Source organism: Cupriavidus campinensis, from assembly GCF_905397395.1.
Lineage (GTDB): Bacteria > Pseudomonadota > Gammaproteobacteria > Burkholderiales > Burkholderiaceae > Cupriavidus > Cupriavidus campinensis.
The window spans coordinates 1-1124 of sequence record NZ_CAJPVH010000147.1; the positions used below are offsets into that span (position 1 = coordinate 1).

General features: G+C 60.0%; 2 protein-coding genes. Both read right to left on the bottom strand.

Going from position 1 to position 1124, the window contains the following annotated elements; genetic code table 11:
• Window positions 1–246 (bottom strand): T6SS immunity protein Tli3 family protein (locus KHO18_RS28260; protein ID WP_457912099.1); only part of this gene is annotated, 246 nt, incomplete at its 3' end.
• Between the two features lie 8 nt (window positions 247–254).
• Window positions 255–953: a T6SS immunity protein Tli3 family protein gene (locus tag KHO18_RS28265; RefSeq protein ID WP_211944322.1), complete on the bottom strand. Its 699-nt coding sequence runs from the start codon at window positions 951–953 to the stop codon at window positions 255–257.
• Between the last annotated feature and the right edge of the window lie 171 nt (window positions 954–1124).

The window sequence follows — 1124 nt, forward strand, 5'->3', positions numbered from 1 at the left end:
CTCTATGCCTTCGCGGCCGAGCCTTTGGCGGATGCCTTGCTTCGTGTCGTTGTAGTAGGTCACGCCATGATGGCAATCGCGATAGTTCTCGAGCGTCACGAAACGGTGGTCGTCAATGCGGTAGATGACTTGAGGCGGGACGTCATAATTAATGACGGGCGGGCCACCGTTCCTGTAGGGATAGAGATCATGGGCGCAGCCGGGCAGCAGAGCGGCCGCCGCAAGCAACAAGAGGGGGTAACGCATGGGACGGTTCATTTCGGAGCCGGCACGTTGGCTGGGCGGATGGACGGATCACAGGTGAAGCGCTCCTGGCCGGAGGGAGAACGGAGGCCTTGGGGGAGAGGGCGGGCTTTGTCGCCGAACGCCCATTGCCCCTTTGAGCGGTCGAGAGCGGAGAGATCTGCCGTCGGATAGAGCGGTGCCTTCTCTATGTATGGATTCCGGTCGCTGTCGAGGCGAAACATGTTTGCCTTGACGACATAGAGAGCATCTTGTGTGACGGCAATGGTGAACCGCCTCGATTCCTTGAAGGGATTGAAACTGTTCATGTATGCGTAGCCGTGAAAGGTTCGGCCGCCGTCGGTGGAGTACAGCAGCGAGGTGGTGCATCCCCGATCACTGCAACCAATATCAGGCGGCGCGGAAGAAGGTATGACGATGTTCTGACCGGTTGGATCGGCATTGATGAGCCTGCCCTGAAAGTTCTCGATGCCGGCCCGGCCAAGCCTTTGTCGGATGCCCTGCTTCGCGTCGTTGTAGTACGTGACCCCATGGTGGCAGTCGCGATAGTTCTCCAGCGTCACGAAACGGTGGTCGTCAATGCGGTAGATGACTTGAGGCGGGACGTCATAATCAATGACGGGCGGGCCACCGTTCCTGTAGGGATAGGGATCATGGGCGCAGCCGGCAAGGAGGCTGGCTGCCACGAGCAGCAAGAGGGGATAACGCATGGGACGGTTCATTTCGGAGCCGGCACGTTGGCAGGGCGGATGGACGGATCACAGGTGAAGCGCTCCTGGCCGGAGGGGGAGCGCAGGCCCCGGGGCATCAGTTGCCTTTTGGAAGCCCAACCGCTCTCGTTCTGAAAACCGGGGGGATATGGCTTTCTGAGGTCCACACTC

Bases quoted from the DNA above. Each gene is read 5' to 3' on its own strand.
- KHO18_RS28265 (WP_211944322.1), bottom strand. From the start codon at position 953: ATGCGTTATCCCCTCTTGCTGCTCGTGGCAGCCAGCCTCCTTGCCGGC.